The organism is Mycobacterium sp., from assembly GCF_035499775.1.
Classification (GTDB): Bacteria; Actinomycetota; Actinomycetes; order Mycobacteriales; family Mycobacteriaceae; genus Mycobacterium.
This window is the reverse complement of record NZ_DATJYB010000270.1, coordinates 1-25,944: the sequence shown is the minus strand read 5'-3', so window position 1 is coordinate 25,944 and position 25,944 is coordinate 1. Positions and strand designations below refer to the sequence as shown.

17 protein-coding genes and 3 pseudogenes are annotated in these 25,944 nt (G+C 65.1%); 10 read left to right on the top strand and 10 right to left on the bottom strand.

Annotated elements, in window-relative coordinates:
- Positions 1–17: 17 nt before the first annotated feature.
- Positions 18–1,643, bottom strand: a complete 1,626-nt coding sequence (locus VML93_RS17435; RefSeq protein ID WP_325612538.1) for a hypothetical protein — start codon at positions 1,641–1,643, stop codon at positions 18–20.
- A gap of 458 nt (positions 1,644–2,101) precedes the next feature.
- Positions 2,102–2,392, bottom strand: coding sequence for a hypothetical protein (locus tag VML93_RS17430; protein WP_325612537.1), 291 nt, complete (start codon positions 2,390–2,392; stop codon positions 2,102–2,104).
- Between the two features lie 816 nt (positions 2,393–3,208).
- Between VML93_RS17430 and VML93_RS17425 the strand changes: the two genes are divergently transcribed.
- Positions 3,209–5,872, top strand: coding sequence for a GAF domain-containing protein (locus VML93_RS17425; protein ID WP_325612535.1), 2,664 nt, complete (start codon positions 3,209–3,211; stop codon positions 5,870–5,872).
- 276 nt (positions 5,873–6,148) lie between these two features.
- Complete coding sequence (locus VML93_RS17420; RefSeq protein ID WP_325612533.1) at positions 6,149–6,802, top strand: response regulator transcription factor; 654 nt, start codon at positions 6,149–6,151, stop codon at positions 6,800–6,802.
- On the opposite strand, the gene VML93_RS17415 is transcribed toward VML93_RS17420, so the two are convergent.
- Positions 6,780–7,184, bottom strand: coding sequence for a response regulator transcription factor (locus VML93_RS17415; protein ID WP_325612531.1), 405 nt, complete (start codon positions 7,182–7,184; stop codon positions 6,780–6,782). The two genes, VML93_RS17420 and VML93_RS17415, sit on opposite strands and share 23 nt — an antisense overlap.
- Positions 7,185–7,577: 393 nt before the next feature.
- On the bottom strand, positions 7,578–8,255 hold the full coding sequence (locus VML93_RS17410; RefSeq protein ID WP_325612529.1) for an HdeD family acid-resistance protein: 678 nt from the start codon (positions 8,253–8,255) through the stop codon (positions 7,578–7,580).
- A gap of 208 nt (positions 8,256–8,463) precedes the next feature.
- On the opposite strand from VML93_RS17410, the gene VML93_RS17405 reads away from it, so the two are divergent.
- The 3 genes from VML93_RS17405 (at position 8,464) to VML93_RS17395 (ending at position 11,288) form a co-directional block, all read left to right on the top strand.
- A complete protein-coding gene (locus VML93_RS17405) occupies positions 8,464–8,892 on the top strand; it encodes a hypothetical protein (RefSeq protein WP_325612528.1) in 429 nt (142 codons plus the stop codon).
- Positions 8,893–9,472: 580 nt separating this feature from the next.
- The gene (locus VML93_RS17400; RefSeq protein ID WP_325612526.1) at positions 9,473–10,000 is read left to right on the top strand and encodes an NAD(P)H-dependent oxidoreductase; all 528 of its coding nucleotides are present in this window, start codon (positions 9,473–9,475) and stop codon (positions 9,998–10,000) included.
- A gap of 607 nt (positions 10,001–10,607) precedes the next feature.
- Positions 10,608–11,288: an esterase/lipase family protein gene (locus VML93_RS17395; protein ID WP_325612525.1), complete on the top strand. Its 681-nt coding sequence runs from the start codon at positions 10,608–10,610 to the stop codon at positions 11,286–11,288.
- 166 nt (positions 11,289–11,454) lie between these two features.
- Here VML93_RS17395 and VML93_RS17390 read toward each other — a convergent pair whose 3' ends face one another.
- On the bottom strand, positions 11,455–16,377 hold the full coding sequence (locus VML93_RS17390; RefSeq protein ID WP_325612523.1) for an AAA family ATPase: 4,923 nt from the start codon (positions 16,375–16,377) through the stop codon (positions 11,455–11,457).
- Between the two features lie 376 nt (positions 16,378–16,753).
- On the opposite strand from VML93_RS17390, the gene VML93_RS17385 reads away from it, so the two are divergent.
- Positions 16,754–16,921 carry a hypothetical protein gene (locus VML93_RS17385; RefSeq protein WP_325612539.1) on the top strand — a complete coding sequence of 56 codons (168 nt, stop codon included), beginning with the start codon at positions 16,754–16,756 and terminating at the stop codon, positions 16,919–16,921.
- Here the strand turns inward: VML93_RS17385 and VML93_RS17380 are convergent.
- Positions 16,882–17,149: pseudogene (locus VML93_RS17380) on the bottom strand (transposase); the annotation flags it as partial. The gene VML93_RS17385 and the pseudogene VML93_RS17380 overlap by 40 nt on opposite strands.
- 247 nt (positions 17,150–17,396) lie before the next feature.
- A pseudogene (locus VML93_RS17375) lies at positions 17,397–18,346 on the bottom strand (cation-transporting P-type ATPase); the annotation flags it as partial.
- A gap of 15 nt (positions 18,347–18,361) precedes the next feature.
- On the opposite strand from VML93_RS17375, the gene VML93_RS17370 reads away from it, so the two are divergent.
- A complete protein-coding gene (locus VML93_RS17370; RefSeq protein WP_325612522.1) occupies positions 18,362–18,514 on the top strand; it encodes a hypothetical protein in 153 nt (50 codons plus the stop codon).
- Between the two features lie 110 nt (positions 18,515–18,624).
- On the opposite strand, the gene VML93_RS17365 is transcribed toward VML93_RS17370, so the two are convergent.
- On the bottom strand, positions 18,625–18,774 hold the full coding sequence (locus VML93_RS17365; RefSeq protein WP_325612520.1) for a hypothetical protein: 150 nt from the start codon (positions 18,772–18,774) through the stop codon (positions 18,625–18,627).
- Between the two features lie 78 nt (positions 18,775–18,852).
- Here VML93_RS17365 and VML93_RS17360 point away from each other — a divergent pair, with 78 nt between their 5' ends.
- Positions 18,853–19,245 (top strand): rhomboid family intramembrane serine protease, encoded by a 393-nt coding sequence (locus VML93_RS17360; RefSeq protein WP_325612518.1) that lies wholly within the window; start codon positions 18,853–18,855, stop codon positions 19,243–19,245.
- Positions 19,246–19,490: 245 nt separating this feature from the next.
- Here the strand turns inward: VML93_RS17360 and VML93_RS17355 are convergent, their stop codons facing one another.
- The gene (locus VML93_RS17355) at positions 19,491–20,318 is read right to left on the bottom strand and encodes an alpha/beta fold hydrolase (protein ID WP_325612516.1); all 828 of its coding nucleotides are present in this window, start codon (positions 20,316–20,318) and stop codon (positions 19,491–19,493) included.
- A 588-nt stretch (positions 20,319–20,906) separates the two neighbouring features.
- On the opposite strand from VML93_RS17355, the gene VML93_RS17350 reads away from it, so the two are divergent.
- The gene (locus VML93_RS17350; protein ID WP_325612514.1) at positions 20,907–22,067 is read left to right on the top strand and encodes an acyl-CoA dehydrogenase; all 1,161 of its coding nucleotides are present in this window, start codon (positions 20,907–20,909) and stop codon (positions 22,065–22,067) included.
- A gap of 53 nt (positions 22,068–22,120) precedes the next feature.
- Here the strand turns inward: VML93_RS17350 and VML93_RS17345 are convergent, their stop codons facing one another.
- Complete coding sequence (locus tag VML93_RS17345) at positions 22,121–23,404, bottom strand: PucR family transcriptional regulator (RefSeq protein WP_325612513.1); 1,284 nt, start codon at positions 23,402–23,404, stop codon at positions 22,121–22,123.
- A gap of 238 nt (positions 23,405–23,642) precedes the next feature.
- Here VML93_RS17345 and VML93_RS17340 point away from each other — a divergent pair.
- Positions 23,643–25,415, top strand: a pseudogene (locus VML93_RS17340) (ATP-binding cassette domain-containing protein); the annotation flags it as partial.
- Positions 25,416–25,944: the final 529 nt, after the last annotated feature.

The window sequence follows — 25,944 nt, the reverse complement described above, 5'->3', positions numbered from 1 at the left end:
CTAGAGACCCTTGGTCACTATGCCGTTGACAGGTGAGCCGAGTTTTGTGCGGGGATGCGTGCGTCGTGGAGGTATTCGTCGACGTGTCGGTCGATGGTTCGTAACGCCTGGCGTAGCGGTAGCGGGGCGGGTGGCGCGTTTGCGGCCAGCAGCGGGCGCAGCAGGCGGTTGTGGAGTTTGGTGTAGAAGATCGCGAACCGCTGCCCGTCGTCGGTGAGGACGTAGGTGTTGGAGTGTTCAAGCCGCACGATCAGGCCTTTGAGGCGGAGTCGGCGCAGATCGTAGCTGCAGCGGCCCTGTCCGTAGGGCTGGTCATTGAGTTGCGCGGCGATGAGCGGTCGCAGCGTTTTGTTGCTGAACCCGCCGATCAGGTTCGACGTGACAGCCAAGGCGCCGGCCAGGGCCATGACCCGTGGGTCGCCGAACCGCAAGGCTGGGGCCCTCCGGCCGTCCACGGCGGACGGTCGCGCGATCCGCTCAAAGGCTGGACTCGCAAGGACGCAACCCTGGCCGACATGTTCATGGTCCAACAATCGGCGGTTGACGTCACGGGCTTTTGCCTGCAATTCGTCGAGATGGGGTAGTCGCCGCAGCACACCAAGATCGGTGGGGTCGTTGATCACGGTCTCGATCCGCAACGCCCGCCCTTCTTTGAAGTACTCCTTGACACGGGAGTGCTTGTAGCCGGCGTTGATGGTGACATCGACGCCGCGAGTGACGACCCGGGTAGCAAAGACGCCGGTCGTCGTCGACCGGATGGCCCGGCCGAAGATCAGTTCCACTTGTTCGGGGCGGCCCAGGTCAAGATTGTCGGCTACCAGCGCCTCGAAGAACATCCGCCCGTTACGGGGCCGGTCGAACACCAGAGTCCGCGATACCTCGATCTGGCGCATCGACAGTTCCCACCAATACCCCGCAGCCCGATCCGCCGGGCCCAGCGGCAACGGCAGCCGTGACATCCACCGTTCGAAGAACACCCCGATGGTGCCGGGGCCAAGCCGGTCGCAGATCGCCTGCAGCGCAGCGGGATCGGCACAGGTAGCGAAGCCGTTGGCCAGCGGCCTAAACCCGATCCCGGCGTTGGCGGCCTGCCGTTTGGCCCATTCGTGGCCGTTGAGCCACACCTTGATCGGGTACGGGAAGTAGGTGCAGATCTTGATGAACGCCGGCCCGAAGTCCTCATCCCAGAGGTAGAAGTAAAAACACGACACGCGCCGGTCGGCCCGATCCCACCCGAAGTGCGGCGCCCCACCGTTGCGGGCCGGCTTGGTGGTGCAGGTGGCGACTCGCTGGAACTCTTGGGCCACCCCGATCGCTGCCACCCCGGACCTACCGCTCAGCTCCTGCCTGGCGAGGTGTTTGCTCATCACCGCGATCTTGCGGTCACCCTTGGCGAAACGCACCACCGGAATGTGATTGTCATCGGCGAACAGGCGCACCGCCTCCCGAAATCGTTCCCCGTTGCGGTTGACTACCGCCGGTGAGGGGATCGGGAATCCCCGCGCCGCCAAGAACTGCACCACCTGCCCGCCGACCTGCAGGTTGGGCACATACCCGTTCAGGTAAATCCGGTCCAGGCATTCGATATCCAGGCTCACATGCCCCGCCAGAAACTCGCCCGTCGTCACCAGCCGCGTCGCCATCGCACACCTCCCACGGCCACCCGGCCGTCATGCACCAGACTGCTCCGCAACCCGAGGTGCCGTCACCTCGTCGGTGAACCACCGCCGCCGCTTTCGCACTGAAGCGACAGAGCACCTGGGCCGGCGTCGGACCGCCCACGCGACTCACGCATGACCGCAACCTAACCGACCAACCCGGCCACCGCTCGACGGTCCGAGGCCGGCCTCATTAGCCCAGTAGGATGTCTCCCGCGCCCCACCACGGCAATACCTGAGTCATCTTCTGCGCGGTGCTGGGGGACCATCAAGTCGTGTTGGGTACGACAGATTTATTGACGGAGGACCAGTTTCGACTTTCGACGCCCCGCGTTGTCCCCCACGGATTGCCCTCCGCGGATGTATATCTGACGTCGTCGCTTTAATGCCGGTATTCAGAAATGTCTGATTTGTTTCGACGGAGTCGTGCCGCTGTTAGGGAGTTATGTTTCTTTCCCTTCGACGACATCCACGACCGCGCCCCACGGAGACCTGACGAACAATTCACCAATGTTGTCCTCGGCAGCGTCGGGGTCTGCTTCGATGGGCCCGTCGAGTGTGACGCGGTAAACAGAGAAATCAGCATGTCTTGCGGCGATCGAGCGCGCTATGTCAAGCCGGGTTGTCGCGTACGTGTATTCCTTGTTATCGCGCGGGTCTAGCGTACGAGTTGCGGCGTCTCCGGGATTAAGGCCCTGCACATCAGCCCGGTAGTAGGCCGTGTCATCGCTCATCTCGACAGCCCCTCCGGGGTCCGTCTATTTACACCCGCCGACGGTACAGCTGTCGGTCTAGCGGTGCACTTTGCTGAACCTGCCCAGATGTGGAATCCCAGGATGGTTCACTGCGTGGGTCCATTGCGGTCAGAATTGGATATTGGACCTGATGGGCGCCGAGGGGTTGCGAACTGTTGCGCCAAATGTCGGGCACCGTGTATGCCGTTTTGACACGATCGCGCGGCGGCCGCTGCAGCTTCGACGGCGCGCCACCACATAATCGGGCCCGCCCCAATCAGTTGGCGTGGTTTCCCAAGCGATGCCAACGTCAACGCGGCAGCCGGCGGGACCGACTGCCTGTACTCCAGCCGTCGCGGATTCCGAGGGCGACTCCGCGAACACCACCGATGACACCCTGGACCCAGGCCCGACCCGGCCGGCCTGCCACCGACCGACTACCTTTACTCCAGCCGTCGCGGATTCCGTTGGCGCTTCCCTGAATACCGCCGATCGCGCCCTTCACTGCAGCGCCAACCACCCCGCCGGCCACCGCTGCCGTGACATCGCCCAGCCCGGACGTCGCCTTACTCGCGCGTGATGTGCTGGGCGGGTGCGGTTGTGTCATCAGCCGTTCAGCCCAGGGGAGGGGCGGCCGTTGTGCGGGGCTTCGGCGATCCTCAATGCCATCTTGGCCATCTTGCAAAATTAGACGAGACCAACCCGTTCGGGAGCCTTTTGTCGACACGAATCCTGGACTATCCCAGTTCACGCTGATTGTCTTTTCTGTCTCAAGCTGCGTCTTGTCTCAACCTGCGAAAGGTACATACTGACAGGATGCCGCCCACGCGGTCGCGGATGCCGAACAGGTTGGCATCCGCCGATAACACGGTCCCGCGGGTCAGGGCACGCCTGCCGTGGGTGGTGAGGCCCGCGGCGGCGCCGGCGTTTGGGCTGGTCGTTGTCCTAGCTGTGGTCTTTCTTGTTGCCGAGACCGTCTTGGTCATTCTTCTCAAGCAAGTCGATCCGCGGGATCCCATCGGTGCGGCTATCGCCGTGTTCATGGGTGTCGCGTTGGTAGCCAACTTCGTCGTGGGCGTCGCGGCAGCGCGCGCGGTCCTGGCCGATCGGCGCCGCGAGGCCGATCTGGCAGCCGAGTTGGCTCGGGTGATGTTGCGTGCCGTCGATCTGCGATCGGCGTCGGATCGCGCGGGTGAATGCTTGGCGGAGGCGCTGACGTTGTCATTTGTCGCGCTCGAGCTGGATGAGGTCGCCGGGGACGAGCGCCGCTCGGCGATCCCGTTGCGTGACGGCGCCACGGTGCTCGGCACGCTGGTGGTTCCGGCCGATCTGCCCACGGTGATTCAGCAACGTCTGCGGCAGCGGGTAGCGCCCTCCCTAGAGGCACTCCTTGCCGCCGTGCGTGACCGCGAGCGCATCAGCACGGAGCTGATCCAGAGCCGTCAGGCGTTGGACGAGTTTTTCAATCTGTCATCTGACGTGTTGTGCATCACGGGCGCCGACCGGTTGATCATGGTCAATCCCGCCTTCGAGCGCACCCTTGGTTACACGATCGAGGACTTGGCGTCCCGACACTACCTCGACATTGTCGATCCCGCGGATAGAGACCACGTGCGCGCGGTGCTCGACGGCCCCAGCCGTGATAGGCCGGCGCGGTATGAGAATCGGATCATCTGCCGCGACGGCTCGCGGCGCTGGATCGAGTGGAGCGTCACGTCGCATCGGGGCGTGCTTTACGCCGCCGGCCGCGACGTGACCGACCGTCGCCGTGAGCAGGATCAGTTGCATCAGGCCCAGGTCATGCTTGAGGCCAGCCGCGACCGGCTGAACGCGCTAGCTGAGCAGCAGGCGGCGTTGCGGCGGGTGGCAACCCTGGTCGCGGAGGGCGCCAGCCCGTCAGACGTGCTGGACGCGGTGGCCGAGGAAATGGGCCAATGCCTGAAGGTGGCGGGCGCGGCAGTATCTCGCTACGAAGACGACACCGTCGCCATGGTGGCCGTCGCACCGGTCCCGCCTGAAGTCAAAGACATGGTGCCCCTAGGGAAGCGCTTCCCCTTGGAGGGTGACAACGTCCACACCAGAGTGATCCGCACCGGTCGTGCGGCCAGGATGGACAACCACAAGGATGCCACCGGTGCTGGCGCCGAACAAATGCGTGAGCTGGGCGTGCAGTCCATCGTCGCGGTCCCGATCCTCGTCCGCTCCCGGGTGTGGGGCGCGGCCACCGCCGGCTCGGTTGGCGATCCCATGCCGTCGGACACCGAGACGCGCATGAGCGACTTCGCCGATCTGGTTGCGACGGCGATCGCCAACGCCGCCGCCCGCGCCGAACTACAGGCCAGCCGCGACAGGCTGGGTGTGCTGGCGGCGCAGCAGGCGGCGTTGCGGCGGGTGGCGACCTTGGTCGCGCGCGAGTTCGACCCGTCGGAGGTGTTTTCGGCGGTGGCCGAGGAGATGGCCCGCTGCCTGGATGTACAGGAGTCTGAGGTCGTGCGGTATGAAGGCAACGATGCGACGATTGTGATGGCGTCCTACACCCTCCCAGGGTGTGGCCGTCCGCCCGTCGGCGAGTGCCTCACCCTGGAGGGCGACAACATTGCGGCGAGGGTTTTACAAACCGGGCGCACTGCCCGGATGGACAGCTACGAGGACGCCGCCGGTTCTCTCGCGGCCCGCAACCGTGAGCTGGGGCTGCGTTCGCGGGTGGGGTCGCCCATCGTGGTCGGGGGGGACCTGTGGGGATTGGCGGTCGTGGGCTCGTCGCGAGCTGAGCCGCTGCCTCCCGACACCGAGGAACGCATCGCCGACTTCGCCGAGCTGGTCGCCACGGCGATCGCCGCCACCGCGACCCGGGCGGAGTTGGTCGCCTCGCGCGCGCGGATGGTGGCGGCCGCCGATGACGCCCGGCGCCGCCTGGAACGCGATCTTCACGACGGCGCCCAACAGCGGCTGATCGCTCTGGGGCTGAAACTTCGCGCCGCCGAGGCCGCGGTGTTACCCGAACAGTCCGACCTCAAAAGCGAACTGTCGGAGGCCATATCGGAGTTGATCGGGGTCTCAAGCGAGCTGCAGGAAATCTCCCGCGGAATTCATCCGGCGATCCTGTCGCAGGGCGGACTCGCACCGGCGCTGGATACGCTGGCGCTGCGTTCTGCGGTTCCGGTCGACCTCGACGTCGCGATCAACCGGCCGTTGTCCGACCCCGTCGAGGTCGCCGCGTACTACGCGGTGGCCGAGGCGCTGACCAACGCCGCCAAGCACGCCCACGCCTCCCAGGTCACCGTGCGCGCGCAAACCACCGTTTGCGCCTTCCACCTGTCGATTTGTGATGACGGAATCGGCGGAGCCGACCCCCGTAGAGGTTCCGGACTGATCGGCCTCAGAGACCGGATCGAAGCGATCGGCGGCCAGTTGCATACTACGAGCCACCCTGGAAGTGGGACAGCGATTGAGATCGCCGTCCCACTCGATAGCGCATGAGGACCGGGCCGCCGGGCTGCCGATGTAGTTTCGGTGCTGAAAGTGGCAACTGGTCTTCCCGGAAGGCTGAAAATGCGCCTTTCCGGGATGCCTGCCAGCCGGAATTGGCCGAATCCAGCGTTGATCGGACAACCCCGGATCCGCCGGATCGGTAGCGGTTGTTGTCCGGTCGTTCGAAGATGATCAAAGCGAGTGACTTGTGTCGCCCGCGAAAAATGCGTTGGGCAGATTTGGAGTCAGGCGAAGAATGGACTTCTTGCTGAAGATGGCGCGGCTGTGACGTCGGCACGGGTGGTGGTGGCCGAGGATGAGGTCCTGCTCCGGGAGGGTTTGTCCAGCCTGTTGGAGCGCTCCGGTTTCGAGGTGGTCGGGCAGGTCGCTGATGGGGCGCAGCTTGTTGCGGTGGTGCGTGACAAGGAGCCCGAACTGGTGGTCGCCGACATACGGATGCCGCCCACCCATACCACCGAGGGGTTGGATGCGGCCCGGGTAATCCGGGAGGAGTTCCCGGAGATCGGCATCCTGGTTTTATCGGCGCACGTCGACGTCGTGCACGCGATGGAGCTACTTGCCAGTGGGCACAGTGTCGGCTATCTGCTAAAAAGCCGGGTCATCGATGTGGCGGAGTTCATCGATGCGCTCGACCGGATTGCCAAGGGGGGTTCGGTGGTGGACCCCACGCTAGTGGCCGAGTTGGTGTCGCGGCGCCGGCAAAACGACCCGCTGTCGGTGCTCAGCGCGCGGGAGCGAGAGGTGCTGGCCCTGATGGCCGAGGGACGATCCAACGGCGCAATCGCCCGAGAGCTGTGGGTCACCGGGGGCACCGTTGAAAAGCATGTGCGCAGCATCCTCATCAAGCTGAACCTCGCGGAGACCGACGACGTTTCCCGGCGCGTGCTCGCCGTGATCACCTTTCTGAAGGCTCGCTGACCGGAGGGGCGGCATCACCGTCATCCCCGCCGCGAAGGAGATCGCGGATCGCTCCCTTCGATAACGCGGACTTGGCCAGGAACCCCACAGCCGGGCTGCGCTCGATCATTTTGCCGAAGTCGTTCTCGGAATGAGTGGAGATCAGTATCACCGGTGGCGGTGTCGGCCATCCTGACCGGTGGAGTTGTTCCGCGAGCTCGAAGCCGCTCTCTGCGCCGAGATACACATCGACCAGGGTGACGTCCGGCCGGAGTTCCTCGTAGTGTTGCAGCGCCTCGGCGCTGGTCGACGCCACGCCGACGACCGTGATGCCCTGACGCTCAAGCAGTCTCCGCGCGGCCTCGATGAAAGCTGGGCTGTCGTCAACAATTAGACAGCGCATGGCATCACCCCTAAAAGCATGCCATCACTGTTTCAGGGTAGGCCGCCGCGACGCACCCCAGCCAGCCGGTATTCTGCTACCGGCTTGGGGGATTGCAGCCGACCGCGTCCGGGTAGGTGAGGGCCTGAGTCACCGTGACATACGTCCCCCTGCACGGCACCCGGAACCCAGGTGCCGTGCAGGGGGACAGATTTCAGCTGTTTACGAGCGCAGTCAGCTGGCCGGGGCCGCCATAGGGACCGGTGTTCAATATGGGTGACATTCCGGAATGATCGTCGGGCGGGTGACCACGTGATCTGGTGCGTTGGACGCAGTAGCAAACCCGGTTTCGCTTCTTCGCCCATAGCGACCGGGCGGCGAACTGTGTTCGCCGCCCGGCCCAGCCATGTCGAATCAGGCCGCCTGTGTTATGCGCGTCGGCTTCCCGTCGGCGATACTGGCCACCTCACGGCCGGCATTCCTTACGAGGAACGCCGCGGCGATCTGGGCCACCCCGTACACGATGGCTCCCGCGGCGACCCAAGCCACCAGTAGGACGACGGACGCCTTCCAAGAACCGGCAGCCCAGAAACCGAGCGCGATTTCTAGCACCCCAACGATCAGCAGCACCCACCAGCCCTGGATCATGCTCGCGGCGAATGACATTGCGATGTCGTACACCCCGCGGAAGACGAAGTAGAAACTCATCAGGAATGCCAAACTGACGAAGGTGTCCCCCGGGTTGTAGAAAGCGATGATGCCGACGACGACGAACAGCGCCGCAAGTAGCCCGCGGAATACGCGCCATCCCGACGACGACACCGATGCGACCATCATCTCGTTGGCTGCCGCGACGAGGCAGAAGACACCGAAGAGTATGGATACCGCCTCAACCGTGGTGTAGTCGAAGCGCAGGATGAAGATTCCAACTACGACCCACGCCACGCCGGTGACCAGAAGCAGCCACCAATACTTCGTTTTCGATACGATGTTCTCGAGGGCGCCATGAAATAGCCCCGATGTTTTTGCCGGGGCCTGGCGAATACTGGTCATCTCTGCTCCAAACGTTAGATTGGTCGATTGATTTTTCACGGCGTCAGGGTGGTCCGCTCGGCGGCCTTAGCCATCGCACCAGGATTGCCCGGTACCGCCCAGATGTCGTGACGGCACACCCGAAACCCCGATGGGGGCTCACTGCAATGCAGACCTTCCTGCATACCGGAATGACCGGCAACCACCGGGCACCCAGAATCGACGCGGTGGGCGGAGCGACCGCCTCAGACGATGCAAGGAGTTCCCAATGGCACAAACGGATTTCAGCGCGAAATTCCAGAAGATCTCCGACAAAGCGGAAGCGGCAACGGACCAGCTGAAGGCCGCCAATCAGCGGACCAAAGCTGAGCTCGAGACGGAGGTCGACCGAGCGCGAGACAAGGCGACTGCGGCTGCCGACCAGTTCAAAGAGAAGGCACACGCCGCCCACGACAAAACCTCGTCACAGTGGGACGAGATGCGTGCCAAGTGGCAGGCCCACGTCGCGAAGGTAAGGGGAGACATCAAGGAGAAGAAGGCGCGACACGAGGCGAAGGAGGCCGGTTGGGACGCTGACATGGCCGAGGGCTACGCACTGGATGCCATCGATTTCGCCGAGGCGGCGGTCGAGGAAGCCGAGTACGCAGCGCTCGACGCCATGTATGCGCGAGCCGCGGCAGTCGCGCTCAGTTCCTGATCGCGGCGGCGCCCTTGCCCGCCCCCCGGCGGGCGCCGGCACGCCGAACCGGCCCGTCCACAGCGGCATTCGTCATTGCTGGGGTTGCGCAGCCACGTGCCGTGCGACCAGCAACGACGAATGCCGTCGGCCGGTGTCTTGCCGCCTCGGTGAAGGCCCCTAGTAGGGGCAGGCCACTGGTGGTGGTGACGAACAGTCTCGGCGCTGGCGACCTAAACCTGCGAGGGAGGGCGCATACCCGTGCTGGTCGTCGACGAAGCGCATCTGCTCAACAACCACCAACTCGAAGCGATGCGGCTCTTGACGAGTTGACAATGTGAGCGCAGTCGCGAAGCGGCGGCGCCCGGGCAACCTTGTGTGCACCGACACCAAAGGCTGGGCAGCGTTGTGCACGTCAACGTCGACACGATCGGTCACTCGTCAGACGATCGAAACGTCCAAGAGAACGCGATGCCGCCTCCACGGACTACAAGAAATCCCATCCAGATGAGGTCACATGACTGCAACCACCCAGCCTCGGCATGCGCCCTGCGCACCGACCCCGAACGAACCCCGCCCCGCTTCGGCCAGAATCAGCGCTGTGTCGGGCATCAATGTCCTGGTGATCGTTGGAAGCCGGGCCAGGACCCTCGGTCCCCAACTGATCAAACTCGCAGCACAAAGTCCACGGGATGGAATAAGGCTCAACGTGTTCGACGGCCTGGCCGAGCTGCCGCCCTATAGCCAAACCGTGCCGACCCAACGAACCCCCGATTGTGTGGTCGCACTGCGCGCTGCGGCTGCCGACGCGCAGGCGGCGCTGGTATTGACCCACTACCGCGGACGCATACCCGCGATGCTGCACAACGCAATTGAGTGGCTCACCGGGTCGTGGAATGGAAGCTCACTGCATGACAAACCCCTCGCCGTGATCGGCCCAAGCGCCAAGTACTACAGCGGAGTCTGGTCGCATCACCAAAGTACCGATGGCGGTCGCAGGTCCGGACCCCACATCATCGAGCCCATCACCGTGGCGACCCTAGCGGATGCGGTGCGAAAACTGGCCGATGAAGCCAACCCTGCCGGCGCGGCATGTAGGGCTGTGCCAGCACCCGAAGGTGGCCAATGAAATACGCCTTGCGTGGCGGACTACTGCGCTGGATGACCGCTTATCCCTGATGGGCTGGCTGGAAGGATGTCACTCTGGCTAGGCCGTACCCGAGGGAGTTCCGCGATGATGTTGTCCGGGTTGCTCGCAATCGCGATGAGGGTGCTGCGATCGGGTTGGTGCTCGATCTGCCCGGCCGCACCGACGAACTTGAATCCGCCTCTCGCCGTTGTCGTTTGACCCAGCTGCGGCGCGTCGCGCTGGCCGCGTGGAGCTGATCGGGCCTGGTTTCCGCTGGCCCCACGTCTAGGTCACGTCGTCCGGGTGGGGCGGACAGGCGCTGCCGCGTACGGCTAGCCGGTAGCGCGCCACACCGGCGGGCCGGAACACGAAATGGTGGCTGACCTCGAAGGTGCGCGACTGGCCGAACGCGATTCTTAAGGGGTAGGCGTCGCTCGAAGGAGTGAGAGATGTTGCAAGCGCAGAACACGAGAGGTCGCCAATCCGCGCAGGTCTGCAGTGCGCAGAGGCGAGGAGATGCAAAAACGCGTGTCAGCGCGATCGGGGGTGCCCGCACGGCGGTCAGGACGATCAGTGGTGTGGCGCTGGTGCAAGCACGCGAACGGCGATGATGGTCGCAGTTGCGGCGATGCTGCCGCTCCATTTGATCGGCGGCTCCGACCCTGGACGCGCTCTGCTGCCGCCCGCCCAAACGGACGCCGCACCCAAGGCGCGCCCGGTGCTGCTGGTACACGGCTTCGGGGGCGGAAAGTCAAGCTGGTCTGTGATCGCTGAAAACCTAAGTGCTCGAGGCCTCACCGTCGACGCGATCACCTATCCACCGTTCGGAGCCTCGGTGGAACAGCTCGCCGATCGGCTCGTTCTCGAGGTAAAGCGGAAGTTGTCTCAAACCGGTGCGGAGAAGGTGCATCTCGTTGGACACAGCCTGGGTGGGGTCGTCATAGCGCAGGCCATCGCGGGCGGTCGCCTCGCCGGGTTGATCGACACGGTCGTCACCCTCGGGTCACCATTCGGAGGCTCGCCTTGGGCGAAGTTGCTGCCATTCGGCGCGATTGTCCCGGCGCTGCGGGAGAATTCGCCATTATTGCGCCGACTCGCCTCCGCGCCGATACCCGACGGCGTTCGCTGGCTGGCATTTGCGGCCACACTCGACGTGGTCGTGCCCGGCCTTCGGTCGATACCGGCCCACGCCGAAGTCGAGGCGATAACGATCAGGGGTGTCGGCCACCTCGGGATGCTGCTTAGTCGGCAGGTTGTCGGCCGTATCGTCGACGCGTTGCCCGCATAAGGGTGGCCGTCGCGTTACGGCCGTCGCCCACGACACCACGATTTCCCATTGCGGTGCTTGACTTCCGGTGCCAGGCGCCCGAGGGTCGCGGATCGTCTTGTGCTCGAGAGGTCGCCGCGGGAAGGCTCCGCCGCCCGGAACGCCTGCCCGAGTTGCGCTACCGTCATCACCTGACGTCGGGAATTGGCACGGTGTCGGCTCGGGCAGGTGTAGGCATGCGGGCCGGTCCCAACGGGAAATCGGCGCACACAGTGGTGCCAGCTCCGGGGGCCGTCTGCACCCAGAAACTACCGGCGAGTGCGTCGACCCTGTCCTTGAGCCCGACCAAGCCGGATCCGCCCACGAGGTGGGTGCCGCCGCATCCGTCGTCACTCACTCGGACCCGCAGTACACCGTCACCGCCGCCGCCCGTGTCGATCTTGACTTGGACCGTGGAGGCGTGCGCGTGCTTGGCGACGTTGGTCAGCGCCTCGGCCACCAGGTAGTACGCGGCGATCTCGATGTGCTCGTGCAGGCGCCGCTCGACCCGCACGTCCAGCTCGACGGGCACGGTGCAGCGTTGGGCAAGGGTTTCGAGCGCCGGGGACAGTCCGCCTTCGGCGAGGACCGCCGGGTGGATGCCACGAGCCAGCTCGCGCAGCTCGTCCAGAGCGGCGGTCGCCTGGGTCGCTAGCTCGTCGAGCTCTGCAGTGAGCTCATTGGCTCCGGGCGGCACCGAGCCCTGGGCGGCCCGGAGCCCGAGTGCGAGACTGACCAGGTTTTGCTGGGCACCGTCGTGCAGATCGCGCTCGATACGCCGGCGCGCCTGGTCGGCGGCGGCGACGATCCGCGCGCGCGACATGGTGAGCTCGGCATACAGTTGTGCGTTGTCGAGGGAGACGGCCAGTTGACCGGCGATGAGTTTGAGAGCGTCGAGCCGTTCGGTGGAGAACGCGCCGCGGATGAGGCGGTTCTCCAGCAGCAGCAGCGCCTGCAACTTGCCGCGGTTCAGAATGGGTAGGGCCAGCAGCGAACAGCACTCGACATCGGCAAAGTAGGGGTCACGGCCGAAGCGGTCGTCGCTGGTGGCGTCGCCTACCACCAGCGGCTCACCCATCCGTTGGGCGTAGCGCAGCACCGACATCGGAACCGCGCATTCGTGCCCGGTGTCGACCTCGACGGCGCCTTCTGGTGCGGGCATCAGCCAGCCTTGTCTGTCGTCGTTCCACAGCACCAGATACACGCCTGTGGCCCCGGTCATCGTGCGCAGCACTTCGACCACGCGGGCGTGCAGGCTTTCGATGCTGGTCTGGGAGCTCAGCGCTTGCGACGCGGACAGAATGGCCAGTAGGTCGATCGTTCCGGTCGTGACGGCCGAGCGGCGATGTGCGTAATCGTCGGACTGGTCGCCCTGCTCGGCTGTCGCGTCGGGCTGGGATCGCAGGGTCGGGTAGGCCCAGCTCAGCTGGTCGGCCTTCGCGGTCGCGCCCCAGGCCAGGTACTCGTGGCGGGCTTGGGCAAGCAGGTCGTAGCCGGCGTGTTCGAGGCCGTGGGCGAGACAGAAACGAGCAGAGCGTTCGGTGATCAGGGCTCGATGCCAGGGCCGCTGCCGGTCGGCGACTTCGCGCCGGGCGCCGTCGAAGGCCAAGGTGGCGGCGCGGAAGTCGTCGATCGCCCAGGCCCGCTCGGCCTCGATCAGCCGCACCAGATGCAGAAAGTTCTCCGGCGCGTCGGCTGCGCGGGCGGCCAGCCACTTTGTCACCTCGTCCAGCTCGGCCAGCAGATCGTCGCGCTCGCCATCATTTGTGGCGCGGACCTGCTCTGTGAGGGCTAGCCCGCGCAGCACGTGTACCGGCGCCATCGAATACGCGCCCGCCGCGACAACCGGCAACATCGGCATCGCCGACGCGGTGTGGCGCGCCAAACCAACCTGATCGCCGAACACGGCGGCGACGACCGCGCGCGTGGTATGCGAGTAGAGAACCGCCAGCGGGTTGCCGGCGTACGAGTCGATTGGAACCACCTCACCGGCTGTAGCGGACCTTTCGCCGCGCAACACATCAGCCAGCCATCGGTAGTTGTCGAGCCACTGGCCGGTTTGTTCGCCGCCGGTCTTCCGCGCGAAGGCCAGTCCCGCCTCCACCTCGGCCGCATAGACGTTCAGCGACGAAGCGCAGTCCATCAGGTAGGACGCCGCCGTCTGGTAGGTGTAGCCGGCGTACGTGAGGTCCGCACCCGCGATCAAACCCTCGCGGGCGCGGTGGGCCGCGTGAAGGCTGTCTTCGATCGGCTCCGACCAGCAGCTCTGCACAGCGAACAGGTAGCGCGCCTGCGACGTGTCGGGCTCGTAGCCGCGAGCTTCGCCAAGCGCCAGGATCCGCCGCATCGCCCGGTATCCGCGAGAATAGTCGCCGCCAAGGGCCACCGCCGTGAAGACGCCGGTGCTGGCCGGACCGATCAGGGTGCGGCCCGGGCCGTGCTCGATCCAGATCCGCAGCGCCTCCAGGCTTAACCAGCCGTGCGTGGCGAGGTCCTCGGCGAAGTAGGTCGCAGGCAGGATCGCGTTGATCAGACGGGTCGCGGCGATCAGCGTCGGGTCGGTGATGTCCGGCCGAGCCAGATCATCCGCGGCTTCGTGGTCCAGCCACCGGTACAGATGGTCGAACTTGTTGCCAAGCTCCGTGGGGAGCCGGTCCGCGTCCGGGACGGTGATGCCGAGCTTAGCCAGCGACTCCACGCCCAGGCCGATCGCTTCCGCCAAGCGGATCCGATTGGTGAGGCTGCGAACCTGCACGCACGTCGCCTCCGCATGGCTCAAGGCAGTGGTGCCTAGCCCAGTGATCGCCCGATACTCCTCGTCGGCCTCATCTAAGTACCCCATACAGAACAGCGCTGCGTGACGGCCAGTGCGGACCTCGATCAGCGTGTTGGTCTGACTGGGTTCGATGAGCCGCAGCGCCGCTGCCAGCAGCTCGCTCACCCGGGCGTGGCTTCCGGTCAGCGCGGCCTGGTCGGCGGCGCGGCGCAGCAACCCCACCAGTTGGCGCCGCTCCACGGCATCGTCGACCGCGTCAATCACCGGCAGATATTGCTCTACGGCGACCGCGAAAAGCTCCGGCACGCCCGCTAGCCGCCGCGCCAACGCCAGCTGCAAGGCGCGTCGGCGCTGCGGGTGCAGACCCTTCAGGACCGCCTCGCGGATGCGGTCGTGGCGAAACCGCACCGCCTGGTGGACCCCAGGCTCGACCACGAGCACCCCTTGGTCGAACGCGGCCCCCAGCCGATTTTCCATCACGTCCGTCGAGGCGCCGGTCGCGGCCTGCAGCAACCTCATTTCGGCTCGCCCGCCCAGACACGCCATTGCCTCTACTGCCTGCCGACCCGCCGGCGGCATCGCGTCTATACGCGCCCCTACGAGCTCGGCGACCTCGGAGTGGCCCAGGTGGGCGCGCGCCGCTGCGGCATCCCACCGCCACCCGGCAGCCGTCGCAATCAACACCTCTTCGCTGCGTAGCGCGTTGAGCAACTCCACCGTCTCGTACGGATTGCCGCCTGTGTGCGGGTGGATCACCTCGACCAAGCTCGCCACCGCCGCCGGTTCCACGTGCAACATCTCAGCCACCATGGTGACCAGACCCGGAGCGGGCAAGTTGACCAGTTGCAGGTGCCGCACTTCCGCCTGGTCCCGCCACCGGGACAGTGGCGCCGCGAGCGGATGGGCTGCGTCGACCTCGCTGTCGCGGAAGGCGCCCACCAGCAACAGGCCCTCGACCGGCTCCTCGCCAAGCACCAACTCGATGAAGCCCAGTGGGGCGCGCCCTGCCCACTGCAGATCATCGGCGAACAACACCACCGGGCGTTGCAGTGAGGCAACGGCTCGCAACGCCTCCACAGCCGCCCGCTGCGCCCGCACCTGCGCGGTCAGCGGATCCCCCGCATCCGGCGGCAGCCCCAGCAGCGCAGCGAACTCGTCCGATGTCGCGCACACCAAACCGGCGTTCGCACCGAGCGCCTTCACGATCTGCGCGCGAGCCTGGGCAAGCTGATCCTCAGGCTCGGCCAGCAGCAGCCGACCCAGAGCGCGAAACGCCTGGTAAACCGCGTCGAACTCCAGATCGCGGCGGTACTGGTCGAACTTGCCGGCCACAAACCAGCCATTGCTGCCGGTCACCACCGAACGCAGTTCATTGACCAGCGCGGTCTTACCGACCCCCGGCATGCCGCTGACCAGCACCCCACGACAGCGGCCTGCCAGCGCATCCTCGAACGCCGAAGCCAACGCCGCCGCCTCATTGTCGCGGCCCACCAGCCGCGACGGTGGCAGCAACCGCAGCGGAAAGTCACGCACGCCAATGCGAATCGGAGCCGCGTCGCGATCCGCCTCCTCGTCCTGCAACCGCTGCAGGTCGTAGAGCACGCCCTCCGCTGTCTGGTAGCGGTGGTCGGGTTCCTTCTCCAACAGATGCATGATGATGGCCGACAACGACCCCGGAACGGACTGCCGCACCTCCTCCGGGGGCACCGGTACGCGCGCCAAATGGTCATGGGTGAGGCGCAATAGGTCTCCGGAACCGAACGGCGGGTCACCCGTGGCCACCTCATAGAGAGTCGCACCCAACGCGTACAGGTCGGCACGCTGATCCACCGACCGGCCGGTACGGCCGGTCTGCTCGGGCGCCAGGTAAGCCAGCGTTCCCACAATCTCGCTGTGGTGAGTGAACTCAGAACCAATCTCAGCCAAAGATGTCGCCAGCGCGAAGTCCACCAGACACGGGGCGCCGTCGGCGGACACCACGATGTTCGCCGGAGTGATGTCTCGGTGCATCACCCCCCGTTGGTGCATGCTCGCCACTGCACTCGCCAACTGCACCGCCAGCGCGATCAGATCATCAACCGCCAGCGGCTTCGCCCGGCGCGCCAGGCTCGTGCCGCCAACGTCGGCAACCACGATCGACCCCGGGAACCGCGGCGCATCCAGCAACTGAGCGGCCCCCGCGACACCGCGTAGCCGCGTCAGCATCGCCAGCTCATGCCGCAGGCGCCGCCCTGCGTCGGGTCCCAGCGGCTCCTTGCGGATGACGGTACCCGCGGGCAGAAAGACCCGAGTCACACGCGTGTGGTCGCTTTCGTGCAGAGGTTCGGCCCTCAGGGGTTGGTCCCGGTCCTCCGGCACTGGTTCAATTTCCATCCGACACCTCCGTGCAGGGCCGGAGTCGCCCCCTACAGTGCCTACACCCATTTAAGGGCGAAGGCGACCCTTATGAGACTGTGACACCGGGCCAACCCGCCAGCGCGTTCCGGGCAAGCACGTTTTCGAATCCCTCGCCTCGACCAGTGAAGCGACCAAACAGCGCATGCACCAACGCCCGTAGGAAGTTCTCTGCCGTCGCTGGACGAAGATTCTGGTGCTCGTGAGTCCGGGTTCATGCGCTGTCGAGTGGGACGGCGATCTCAATCTCTGTCCCGCTTCCAGGGTGGCTCGTGATATGCAACTGGCCGCCGATCGCTTCGATCGGGTCTCTGAGGCCGATCAGTCCGGAGCCCCTCCGGGGATCGGCTCCGCCGATTCCGTCATCATAAATCGACAGGTGGAAGGCGCAAACGGTGGTTTGCGCGCCAACCGCCGCCGCCAATATGTCAACGTGCTGGCATGAAACGCCCCCGCGGTCACGGCCAACCCGCAGGCCGCCTTCCACCGCAGATCAAACCTGACCGCATCCACGGTCTCGCTGTCAGACAACCCGTGCAACGCCTGCAACGTGATCACCACAGCCGTCACATCCGCCGGCACGCTCGGCCTACCGCGACCCGTCGGGAACAAATCGGCGAACATCTCATCGGGAAAACAACTCCTGACGATTCGCCGCCAAGAACTCAAAGACGCAGGGTTGGTCGACCACGATTACCGCGAACGGGGATCCACTGTCCCTTCTCATGTTTCGGGAATCCGTAATAGCAAAAGCAGTGGATCGATCCTGGGACCACCAACTCGGTGATCGCCGCAATGCCGAGGGATACCGGAGATCTCAGTCATGCTCGTGCTTCCCTGTAGTGACTCCCCGTCGATGGCGTAGGCGACAACGTCGCCCCCCGATCGGTGTAGCTGGAACAATTCACTTGCTGGGACGCTTTGACCTTGGCCAGCCGTCGCGAGCCGGTGGCCAGGCTGGCGCTGACCACAGCGGGCAGCAGTGGGGGGTGATTCCCACCGCGATCGCCAGCGCGAAAAGCACTGAATCGATCACCGGTCGCCGCAACAGCAGGTTGGTGATCAAGATCAACACCGTCAGCACAATCGCCACGCGCAGCAGCAGGTAGGAGAACTTGCGCAGACCGACCTGGAAGTCGGTTTCCGGTTGCCGTTCACCTAAACCCGCTGCGATCCGACCGAATTGGGCATCTTTGCCGGTGGCGTAGACCACCCCGACGGCCTCGCCGGCGCTGACGATGGTGCCCATGAACGCCACGTCGGTCAAATCGGTCAGCGCCGCACCAGCCGCCACCGGTTTCGGCGACTTCTCGGAGCCCGTGGACTCCCCGGACAGGATGCTTTCGTTGCATTCGAACGCCGTACTATCCGTCAGCCGCACGTCAGCGGGCACGGCTTCACCGAGCGATAGCCGGATCACATCGCCCGGCACCAGGTTGGCCACATCCACGCTGATGAATTTCCCGTCCCGCCGCGCAGTCGCGCTGTGGCGCACCTGCGAATGCAAGGCATCCGCGGCCTGCTCGGCGCGGTACTCGTTGAAGAACCCCAAGCCGATGCTGGCCAGCAGGATGACACCGATGATCAACGCTTGCGTATGGTCGCCCAGGAAGTACGACAGGACGGCCGTAGCCGCCAACAGGATCAGCACAGCGTTGTTCAGCTGACGGCGAAGGACTGCCCAAGCGCTGACATGGTGGGAACGGGTCGCATTCGGGCCATGGCGATTAAATCGTGCTGCCGCCTCCACACTCGACAATCCCGATAGTCAACTGTCCAGCCGATCCAGCACCTGCTCGACGGACGCCGCGGCGACGGCTTGAGCAGTGAGCGCGTCAGGCGCCGCCGGGGTCGACGGCTGCGAAATCATGGACATATCAGCGCCGTGACATTGGCGTCCCAACGGACCACGACGTCACTGACCTTGCCGACGCGGTTCGGCGACGTCGAGGACACGGCGGCCGAGCAGGTGGGCCAGCGAGATCGTCTGGTCGGCGATGGTCCGGCGAGCAGCGATCCGATCTTGCAAAGCGCCTGATACAGCCCCCGCCACGGCTGACTCTGCGCTTGTCAGGTGTGGCCAATGCTGCCTCCCCGCGGTTCTCGGACGCTCCTGAAATGAGGGCTCAAATGCACCAACGGTGCCCGCTATCCTCCCAGCCCGGCGACGTCGCGGTGGATGTTTCGGCGGAAAATCTTGGAAGCAGTCTTGTCGGCGCCATCAACCAGCGCGCCCGCCGGCAAGCCACCTAGTGCGAGCAACCGCTGCGGTGTCCCGATTGTCAATGTCGCGCTCATCGTCGCCAACTTCGCGGTCTTTCTGTTGTACGAATTGCCGAACGGGGACGCGGCGGTTAACCGGGCGTCGTTCTAACCGTGCGATGTCGATACGCCTGCCACGTTGGCTTGCCTTGGGGTGTTGGTTGGGTCACGGCCACGTTCATGCACGCCGGCTGGGATCACATCCTCGGCAACATGATGTTCCTGGCGATCTTCGGCAAGAACGTCGAGGACGCGTTGGGGCGGGTGGGCTATCTGGTCTTTTACTTCGCCGGCGGATTCGCGGCAACCATGATGCAGACCGCGATGACCCTGCTCTTCGGCACGGCGTCCGACGCGCAGATACCAACCCTGGGCGCCAGCGGCGCGATTGCCGCCGTCCTGGGCGCCTATTTCGTGCTCTATCTCGACTCGCGCATCGGCACGTTTGTGTTGTGGTTCCCGGTTAGCATCCCGGCATGGTTCTTTCTCGGCGGCTGGTTCCTGTAGCAGTTCTTCGAGGGCAACTCCGCGCCGGTTCACCGCTCGAACAGCGGTGGCGGTGGTGTAGCCTTGTTCGCCCATGTCGGTGGATTCCTTTTTGGTGTGGTCGTGGCTAGAGTTCTCGTGGGTGCGGGGCGAGTCGAAACCCAGGACATGTGATGGGATGGAATATTCGCGCAATAACCCGGAATGCTCGACCACGGCCGCCCGTGCAACCGAGGGCATCGTGGCCGCACCCGTGTTCCGCCGCTTTAATCCATCAATCTGAACATTTCGACGATCGGCGCGAGCTCGGCGGCGTTGGTGATCAGATCGACGTGTCCGCCGGAGTGAAGATGCAGGGTCGAATGGGGCAGCAGCCGATGCAGGATCTTGGCGTTCGCCAGCGGGACGACGGGGTCGTCGAGTCCGGCGATGACCATTGTCCGTTGCCGGATCAGCGGCACCGCAAAGATGCTCGTCCACACCGAACCGGCGAGCAGCTGATGCAGGTATCCAACGCGAGAGCCGGCCATCAGCTGGCCGTCGAACAATCGCTTGACGACCGACGGGTCGGTGCGGACCGTTCCACCGTAGAGGTCGCCAGCAATCGCGGCCGCATACTCGTGGTCTAGGAACCGGCGTGGTGTAAGCAGTTTGGTCAGCACACCCGGTTTTCCGGGCACCATGATGATGCCGTTCCCGGTGGAGACGAGGATCAGCCGCCGGCAGTAGCGGGGGTTCTGAAACGCGAACTGCTGTGCGAGCGCGCCACCCCAAGACAATCCGAGGAGATCGACGGCGCGGGTATTGAGATCGAGTTTGTTCAGAAGTTGTCGCAGTACTGCGGCGAGGTATGGAAACCCGTACGGCAGTGTGGAATCCGGTGAACCGCCGCTCCCGGGCACGTCGAACCGCACCACGGTGGTGCCCGGATCAAGGTTCTCCACTACCGGGTCCAACACTTCCAGGCTGGCGCCGATGCCATTGCACAACACCAGCGGCACTCCCGTGCCGGCACGGATGTTGACACGGATCTGCTGTCCCAGCACCGGGATCAGGCGCTCCGTGCTGTCCTTATCGGACGGTGACGCGTTCATGAGTGCAACACGATGACGTCGGCGATGAGCGCCGGGCGTATCGGGTACGGAATATCGAGAAGTCTTGTCATAAGTCGCCTTTCGGTCCGAGCTGTCAGTGTTCGCGCACACAGGTGCTAAGTGCCGATCCCCATGACACCATGCCCACGCCCACGGGAGAGCTCAGGGAGTCCGTCGCCCACGCGTGCGACTCCCTGCCGCCAATAGGCGGTCGGTTCGAAGCCGGCTTCACAGGCGACCGCGGCTAACGGGAGCGGCTTCTTCCTGCACCACGTCGCAATCCATTTCTGGCAGGCTAGATCTCGACGAGGCCGCCGCCATCGGCCTCAGAGAACGAAGATCATCCTCACTATTGTCGTTGACCGATGAGCATGAGAGCCGCGACCATGACCGCCGCTGGGGCGCCACGGCTCGAAACGAGTGCGTTGTCTGTGGAACACAAAGGGATCTCGGGAATTGGTTGGTTGGAGACTGGGCAGAGACCAGCCAGGCTCGCTACGGTCTTGCCGAACCAAAAGTCCGGGTGTCCAAAACGCCACTGCGTTGACAACCGCATTGCGGAGAAGCAACAAGAGAGGGGATATCCCGATGACCGGTAATCCGTCGTTCGATCTGTTCAGGCTGCCCGATGAGCACAATGAATTGCGTGCGGTGTTGCGGGATCTGTGCGAGCAGGAAATCGCGCCGCACGCGACCGACGTCGATGAGCATTCACGTTTCCCGGAGGAGGCGCTCAAGGCCCTTAGCGCGTCGGGGTTTTCCGCAATCCATGTGCCCGAGGAGTACGGCGGCCAGGGCGCGGACTCGGTGGCAACCTGCATTGTGATGGAGGAGGTGGCGCGTGTCGATGCGTCGGCGTCGTTGATCCCCGGGGTGAACAAGCTGGGCACGATGGGGTTGATTCTGCGCGGTTCAGATGAACTCAAGAAGCAGGTGCTGCCGACGCTGGCGTCGGGGGAGGCGATGGCCTCGTATGCGCTTTCGGAGCGCGAGGCCGGTAGTGACCCGGCCGCGATGCGCACCCGTGCGCGACGCGACGGCGACGCGTGGGTGCTCAACGGCGCCAAGTGCTGGATCACCAACGGCGGCAAGTCGACCTGGTACACGGTGATGGCGGTGACCGATCCGGACAAGGGCGCCAACGGGATCTCGGCGTTCATCGTGCATAAGGACGACCCCGGGTTCAGCGTCGGGCCCAAGGAACGCAAGCTGGGCATCAAGGGCTCGCCAACCACCGAGTTGTATTTCGAGGACTGCCGGATCCCAGGGGATCGGATCATCGGCGAGCCGGGCACCGGGTTCAAGACCGCGCTCGCGACGCTGGATCACACCCGCCCGACCATTGGGGCGCAAGCGGTCGGCATTGCGCAGGGGGCGCTCGATGCGGCGATCGCCTATACCAAGGGGCGCAAGCAGTTTGGGCGGTCAGTCAGCGATTTCCAGGGTGTGCAGTTCATGCTGGCGGATATGGCGATGAAGGTAGAGGCGGCCCGGCTGATGGTCTACAGCGCCGCCGCGCGTGCCGAGCGCGGCGAGCCGGCATTGAGCTTTATCTCCTCGGCCTCAAAGTGCTTTGCCTCTGACGTGGCCATGGAGGTGACGACCGACGCGGTACAGCTGTTCGGCGGCGCCGGCTATACCAGCGATTTCCCAGTCGAACGGATGATGCGCGACGCCAAGATCACCCAAATCTATGAAGGCACCAACCAGATTCAACGCGTCGTCATGGCCCGCGCACTTCTGAAGTAGCCTCACCGGCCGGCGGGCACGCTTTCGACCGATGAAGTGCACGTTCATGGTCGCTAACGGTCCACGGAAAGGACCGCCGCGCCGTACCAATCGCACAGCAGCAGCGCCAGTTCCACGTCGAGTCGGTCGCCGGCTATCGGGCGGCCACGCCGGCTGATCGCCCGGCCCAGGCGGTACTTCACGGTGTTGGCGTGCAGGTGGAGTTCTTCCGCGGCCAGCTTGTAGCTGGAGTCGCAGCCCAGAAATACCCGCAACGTGTGCCGCAGCCAGGCGTCGTTCTCGTTATCGGCAGCCAGATCGCCAAGCACCTCGGCCACAAACCCCCGCGCCGGATCGATGTCGTTACACAGTAGCGCCGCGGCCGCCAGACCTGGGTCGGCGGCCGCAATGACCGTCGGCCTTTGCTCACCCCGAGCCAGCGCGACGTCGCGGACGGCCTGCGCCTGCCGGTGCGACCGGCGAAAGCCCTCGACACCGGCGGCCATTTTTCCGATCCCAACACTGGGCGAGCCAGGATTCCCCGCGGTGAACCGACGGACCTCCTCGACGACATCGCGAGCCGCCGCGCGGAACGGCAACCACCCCCATCCGCACATCCGGTCAGCGGCGACGAACAGCGGCATGGACGCGGCATCGGCCCCATTGCCCAGGTCGCGAACGAACCGCTGCAGCCGGGCTACTTCGTTGACTTCGGTCCCCGTGTCGGGATACCACACGACGATCGCCAGGTGATGCCATCGGATCGGATAGCCGAGCGCGTCGGTTGCCGCGTCGACGTCGATCGTGCTCTTTCCGGCCAGAATCTCCCGAACCCGCAGCGCTCGGACACTGTTCTGGTTCTCCAGCCATCGCTCGCGTTCGCCTTCGTACACGACGACCACCTGCTGAGAAATCCAGTCGATGTACTCGAACAGCATCCCGCCGATCGCCTCGATGACGGCAAAACGTACCGATGGCTCGATATCGAGCGCGCGAACTTCGCCGAACACGATCTCGGTCAGCCGGCGCTGGCCGAGACGATAAGCACGGACGAGCGCGTTCACCGGGACGCCGCGTTGCGCCAGCCGTCGCGCGTATTCGAGTGCCGCAGTTGGTGCCTCGACACGTTCCACCGCGATGTCGTGCCGCAATGAGTGCACGATGGTGTCGACGTTTCCCTCGACGCTGGTGCCGAGCAGCTCGACCAGGCCCGCGTCTCCCCGCAGCTCGGGAATGTCGTCCTCGAGGGAGCGGCGGATCTGCGAGGCCACCTCGGCGAGTCGATCGCTGAGCCGGACTGCGGTCTCTGCGACGTGGCGGCTCACATCGACTTTGTTGTTCACGTGCGAATTGCTCACCCTATGACGGTAGATCCTGCGGTTACTCCATAGTGCGAATTGCAGGTGCGGTATTTGTCGTCGGTTGACAAGAGCCGGATGCTTCTTGGTGGAACGACGACGGTGTCAAGGCTCACGCCGATTCGTAGCGTTGTCGCACATCACACCGCCGCCGCCCGCAACGGCACCGTATTCGGGTCGGCGCTAGCGGGATCGCGCGGCCGTTGAGAGGGGAAATCCGTTGACCGTCATCAGCACTGGCTTTGCGCCCGACGACGCCGAACTCACCGAACTCGAAGTCATGGAGATCGACCTGCTCGCCGGGGACTGCGACATCGTCATCCCCGAGGGCGTCGAGGTCGCGGACGCAGCCACCGGTATCAGGGGCCTCGAGGTCCGCGGGGTCGGCCTGACCATCGAGCGCGGGCGCACCCTGCTCGACGATGTCTCGTTCTCTGCGCAGCCGGGCACGCTGACGGCGGTGATCGGGCCCTCGGGTGCAGGCAAGTCGACGCTGGCGAAGGTGATTGCCGGGGCGATGCGGCCGACCCGGGGCGCGGTGTCCTTTGAGGGCCACGACGTCCACGGCGCGTACGCGGCGCTGCGCAGCCGGATCGGGATGGTGCCCCAAGACGATGTGGTGCACTGCCGGCTGACTGTCCAGCAGGCCCTGGGCTATGCCGCCGAGCTGCGGCTGCCGCCCGACAAACGCAAGGAAGACCGTGACCTGGTGGCCGCTGCCGTGCTCGCGGAACTCGAGATGACAGATCACACGCAGACGCGGGTGCACAACCTGTCCGGCGGGCAGCGCAAACGCGCATCGGTGGCGCTGGAGCTGCTGACCGGCCCGTCGCTGCTGATCCTCGATGAACCCACCTCGGGGCTGGACCCGGCGCTGGACCGGCAGGTGATGACCATGCTGCGCAAGCTCGCCGACGCCGGCCGTGTCGTCGTGGTCGTGACCCACTCGCTAACCCACCTGGATGTGTGCGATCAGGTGCTGCTGCTGGCCCCCGGGGGTAAGACCGCGTTCTGCGGGCCCCCGTGCGAGATCGGCGCCGCGATGGGCACCACCGACTGGGCCGACATCTTCACTCAGGTCGGCGCCGACCCCGACGCGGTGCACCGCAGCTTCCGGAAGCGCACTTTAGCTGCACCCGCCCCAGCGGAGGCCGACAAGCCCGCCCACCCCGGCAAGCCGGCGCGCACCAGGGTCTGGCGACAGTTCTCCACGATCGCGCGCCGCCAACTGCGGCTGATCGTGTCCGACCGCGGGTACCTTGCGTTTTTGGCGGTGCTTCCGTTCATCCTGGGCTTGCTCTCGCTGGCCGTGCCCGGCCACGTCGGCTTCGGCATCCCCAATCCCCTCGGGGACACCTCCGACGAGCCGGGCCGGATCCTGGGGCTGGTCAATATTGGTGCAGCATTCATGGGCATCGCGCTGACCATCCGCGACCTGATCGGCGAGCGGGCGATCTTCCGCCGCGAACAAGCCGTCGGCCTGTCGACGTGGGCGTATCTGCTGGCCAAGATCTGCGTGTATTGCACGGCAGCAGTGATTCAGTCGGCGGTCTTGACCGTCATCGTGGTGTATGGCAAGGGCGCACCGACCCGGGGCGCGGTACTTCTGGGCAATCCCAGCCTGGAGCTGTTCGTCGATATCGCCGCCACCTGCGTCGCGTCGGCCATCCTGGGCCTGGCGTTATCTGCACTGGCCCGCTCCACCGAGCAGATCATGCCGATGCTGGTGGTCTCCGTGATGGCGCAGCTGGTGTTCTCCGGCGGCATGATCCCGGTGACCGACCGGCTGGTGCTCGACCAGCTGTCGTGGGTCACACCGGCCCGCTGGGGTTTCGCCGCCGCGGCCTCGACAACCGACCTATCCCTACTCGAACCCAGGCCACTGAGCCCCGAGGACCCGCACTGGGTACACACGCCGTCGGCGTGGCTGTTCGATATGGCAATGCTTGCCGTCCTCAGCTTGTTCTACGCCGGCTTCGTACGGTGGAAGATCCGACTGACCCACGGGTAAATGAGGCGCGCCGTCCGGCCGCTATTGAGCCGGAGCGCGGCCCCGGGCGCATGGATCTGCGCGATATGCACCCATTGCCCTCTACGCAGATTCCCTTGCGCCAGGCAGGTTTTCGGACTATCTGCGCAAATCCACCACACGAAGGCCCACGACCGCCAACACGTTTTCTCCACATTTCGTTATAAGGAGCGACCGATATGCAGTTTTCGCAGTGTGCCGATTGCGGTGGCCAAGCTGTCTTGAGAGGACAAGTCCCAGACCTATCTTCAGCGGTTAACGACGATGTCGCGGCTCACTTGGATTCCTATCTTTATCGCATGTCACATACCCACGTCCATCCAGGAGCGCATGAATCTGCGGGCACTGCCTGAGTTGCGGGCGCCGAAGGCCCTCTGAACCCAACTGTCACAACCGTTCACCACCCACCCAACACATATTTAGGAGAGCAGTAGAGATGAGTTTCACCAAACCCGATTTCCCGGACGTGGATCCGGAGGTCTTTTTGGGCAAGCCGCTGATGGAGCGGATG